Source organism: Cupriavidus sp. R6-3 (assembly GCF_059772245.1).
In genome coordinates, this window is record NZ_JCBAJO010000320.1 from 1 (window position 1) to 4,182 (window position 4,182).

The 4,182-nt window shown below is 69.8% G+C and carries 4 protein-coding genes; 1 reads left to right on the forward strand and 3 read right to left on the reverse strand.

Annotated elements, in window-relative coordinates:
* A partial coding sequence (gene dapB / locus AC6EI8_RS24745) for a 4-hydroxy-tetrahydrodipicolinate reductase (protein WP_498383156.1) occupies window positions 1–679 on the forward strand: 679 nt, incomplete at its 5' end.
* 192 nt (window positions 680–871) lie between these two features.
* Here the strand turns inward: dapB and AC6EI8_RS24750 are convergent.
* The 3 genes from AC6EI8_RS24750 to AC6EI8_RS24760 all read right to left on the reverse strand — a co-directional run.
* Window positions 872–1,699, reverse strand: coding sequence for a hypothetical protein (locus tag AC6EI8_RS24750; protein ID WP_498383158.1), 828 nt, complete (start codon window positions 1,697–1,699; stop codon window positions 872–874).
* Window positions 1,700–1,960: 261 nt separating this feature from the next.
* Window positions 1,961–2,917, reverse strand: coding sequence for a Bug family tripartite tricarboxylate transporter substrate binding protein (locus AC6EI8_RS24755; protein WP_422647968.1), 957 nt, complete (start codon window positions 2,915–2,917; stop codon window positions 1,961–1,963).
* 180 nt (window positions 2,918–3,097) lie between these two features.
* On the reverse strand, window positions 3,098–4,182 hold a 1,085-nt coding region (locus AC6EI8_RS24760; RefSeq protein ID WP_498383159.1), incomplete at its 5' end, for an AMP-binding protein.

Below are 4,182 nucleotides of genomic sequence, written 5' to 3' on the forward strand. Positions count from 1 at the left end.
GCTGGCGCAGTTGACAGGCCACGCCGACACGCCGGGCAAGGCCGTCGCCAGCATCGCCGAGCTGGCCGGCACGCCGTACGACGTCTACGTCGAATACACCAAGCCGGACATCGCCAAGCACAACATCCTGCAGGCGCTGGCGCAGGGCGCGCACGTGGTGGTCGGCACCTCGGGGCTGTCCGACGAGGACTATGCGGAGATCGACGCCGCCGCGCGCGCGGCCGACCGCGGCGTGCTCGCCTGCGGCAATTTCGCCATCACGGTGGTCCTGCTGCAGAAGTTCGCCGAGATGGCCGCGCGCCATCTGGACCAGTGGGAAATCATCGACTACGCCAAGGCCGCCAAGGTCGATGTGCCGTCGGGCACGGTGCGCGAGCTGGCCTACCGGCTTGGGCAGGTCAAGGCCGCCACGCAGACGGTGCCGCTGGACCAGGTCAAGGGACCGGTGGAGACCCGCGGCGCCACGATGTCCGGCACGCAGGTGCATGCGGTGCGGCTGCCCGGCTATCAGCTGGGCGTCGAGGTGATCTTCGGCGCCGACGGCCAGCGTCTGCATCTGAAGCACGAGGCCGGCGACGGCTCCAAGTCCTATGTGTCCGGCGCGCTGCTGGCAATCCGCAAGGTGCACACGCTGCGCGGCGTCGTGCGGGGCCTGGACAAGGTGATGGAAGGGCTGTAGGCCCGCAGGGACTTCGAATAGGCTGGCACGGACTCCCAGTACGCCGACTGGGACTCCAAGTTCGCCGGGCCCGGCAAAAGGCGGAGGCCCGGCGACTGTTGCTCTGCTCGGCAACCGGCACATTGCCTGATCAACTGGCCGGATTCCCGCCTGCGCGGGAACGACAGCAAATGCGGACGACGCAGGCCGGGCTTACCAGCTGCCCGGCTTGCCGTCGCCCTCGCCCTTCTTCGGCTTCTGCACCACGGCCTTCGGCGCGCTCGGTGCCGAGGCGGCGCCCGGGTTCAGTTGCTGCGTGATGGCCGCATCCTTCTGCGCCATCACGGTGCGGGCGCGCGGCAGCAGCAGCTCGATGCTGCCGGTGTCGGGATCGTCGGGAATCGAATAGACCTCGACGGTCAGCGGGGCCTGCATCCATCCGGCATGCACGCTGTTGACGGTCTTGCCGTCCTTGTCCAGCAGCGCCACCTGCTCCTCGCGGAACGGCTTGCCATAGCGCGCGGTCAGCGTGCGCAGCGTCGACTGTTCGGAGCGCACGCCATCGGTCGGCACGATCAGGCCCACCAGCGCATTGCGATCGACCACCGCCAGCGCATGCGGGCCGTCCATGAAGGCCGGCCGCTGCTTGCGCGGCACACCGACCTGGCGCATCGCGCCATCGCCACGCACTTCAACGCAGAAGGCGGTCACATCGGTGCCGTCCGGGGTGCGCTTGTCCGCGCAGTCCGGCAGATCCGGCATTGGATTGCCGATCTTCAGTGCGCCGAGCAGCGGCGCCAGCATGTCGGCTCCGGGCCACGCGGGCGGCGTCGCGGGGGACGCAGGGGAAGCAGGGGACGCGGAAGTGGCGGGGTTGGCGGCAGTGGCGGCAGTGGCGGGAGTGGCGGCGGTGGTGGCCGGCTTGGCGGCGTTCGCCGACTGCGCGCCGGCCGCGCTTGCCGCATGGACTGCAGGTGCCGCGACCAGCACACCGGCCGCGGTAAAACCGGCCACAGCCAGGCCGGCAAGTTGGAATCGCATTCAAACTCCTGATTTTGGGGTCGGGCGTTGGAGCGGCCGGGCGGCCCGATGTTCCGGATGTGACGCCGCCGCGAGCGATCGACCCGCCCGGAGGCGCGCGGGCGTTGCCGGCGGCTCACATTGAGCGGGCGTGGCCACGGCGATGCGCGAATGCCCGCGGAGCCCGCGGGCCCGCGCGGCTGACGCAGGCGGCCGTGGGCGACAACGGCGCACAACTATACCGGCTTCCGAGCACCGCTCCCGCGGCGCCCGCCCTCCCCCTCAATCCAGCGAAATATTCTTCGCCCGGATCACCTTGCCCCAATGCTCGCGGTCGGCGGCGACGTAGCGGTCGATCTCCGCCTGGCTCATCGGCTGCAGCACCTGCAGGCCCAGGCCGTTGAAGGTCGCGCGGAACTGCGGATCGCGCAGCGTCTGGTCGGCCGCGGCGCGCAGCTTCTCGATCGCCTCGGGCGGCGTCTGCGCCGGCACCGCCAAGCCGAACCAGGTCGCCGCCTGGAAGTTCGGATGGCTCTCGGCGACCGTCGGCACATTGGGCAGCACGTCGAGCCGGTTGCGGCTGGTCACCGCCAGCGCCTTCAGCTTGCCGGCCTTGATATGCGGCAGCGAGGTGCTGACCACATCGACCATCAGCTGCACGTCGTTGGCGAGCAGCGCCGCCAGCGCCGGCGCGCTGCCGTTGTACGGCACATGGGTCAACTCGATGCCGAGCTCGGTCTTGAGCATCTCGGTGGCCAGCTGCAGCGCATTGCCCAGGCCCACCGAGCTGTAGTTCAGCTTGCCGCCCTGGCTCTTCGCATAGGCGGCGAACTCGCGGATGTTGTTCGCCGGCACCTGCGTATTGGTGACCACCACCAGCGGCACCTCGGCGCCGATGCTGAAGATCTTGAAGTCCTTCGGCGGGTCGTAGGTGATCTTCTTGTACAGCATCGGGTTCAGCACCATGCTGCCGTTGGTCGCGAAGCCGACCGTATAGCCGTCGGCCGGCGCGCGGGCGACCAGGTTGGTGCCGATCATGGTGGCCGCGCCGGGCTTGTTGTCGACCACCACCGGCTGCTTCAGTACCTTGCTCATGCCCTCGGCCAGCGCGCGGCCGAACTGGTCGGTCGATCCGCCCGGCGTGTACGGCACGATCAGCTTGATTGGCCGGTCCGGATAGGCCGCGCCTGCCGCAGTCACCGCACCGAATGTCGCCGCCAACACGAGCGCAGACCTCATCGCAACCCTCAGCGCAGACCTCAGCGCAACCCTCGGCGCCAACGTCAGCGCAGACCTCGCCCCCACCGCCGCGATGCCCCGCCGGGCCCGCCTTCCCGCATTCCAGCCTTCCATGGTGTCTCCTTCGTTATGTGCTGCTTCGTGGTGTGCTGCGTTCCGGTGGGGCGATGCCCGCCGCGTTCAGACGCGCCGCGTCCGCCCCTGCCAGTATTGGTCGCGCAAGCGGCGTTTGGCGAGCTTGCCGGTCTCGTCGCGCGGCAGTTGCTCGGCGATCACGATGGTGCGCGGCACCTTGAAGCCCGACAGCCGCTCGCGCAGCCAGGCGATGATCTCGGCCTCGTCCAGGTGCTCGCCCGGCATCGGCTGCACCATCGCCAGCAGCCGCTCGCCGTATTCGTCGTCGGGCACGCCGAACACCACGCAGTCGGCCACGCCCGGATAGCGCACCAGCTGGTGCTCGATCTCGGCCGGATAGATGTTGACGCCGCCCGAGATCACCATGTCGGACGCGCGGTCGCACAGGAACAGATAGCCGTCGGCGTCGAGGTAGCCCATGTCGCCCAGCGTCACCAGGCCGCCGACATCGATCGCGCGCCGCGCCGCGTCGTTGTTGCGATAGGTGAAGTCGGGGTAGGCGGGCTGGCGTACGTAGATCAGGCCCACTTCGCCGGTCTCGCACGGCGTGCCGTCCTCGCGCAGGATGCGCACGCTGGCCTGGTCGACCGGCCGGCCCGCGGTGCCGGGCTTGGCCAGCGCGTCGGCGGGCGTGGCGACGGTGATCATGCCCGCCTCGCTGGACGCATAGGTTTCGTGGATCACCGGGCCGAGCCACTCCAGCATCGCACGCTTGACCTCGGGCGCGCAGGGCGAGCCGGTCGAGGCGACGAAGCGCAGCGACGACAGGTCGTAGCGCCGGCGTACCTCGTCGGGCAGCTTCAGCAGCCGCACGTACATGATCGGCACCAGGTAGACGACATCGATGCGATGCCGCTCGATCAGTGCCAGCACCTCCTCGGCATCGAAGCGCGGCGTCAGCACCAGGCGCTCGGCGATCTGCAGCGCGTTCTGGATGAAGACCCCGGGCGCGCTGTGATACAGCGGCGCCGACATCAGCGCGCGGCAGCCCGGCACGATGCCGATCGACTGCGCCACGACCGAGCGCATCGCGGCCTGCTGCGCGTCGAGGCGGTCCAGCGGCACGGCCTGGCGCAGCACGCCCTTGGGCCGCCCGGTGGTGCCGGAGGTGTAGGCCATATGGCCGCGCG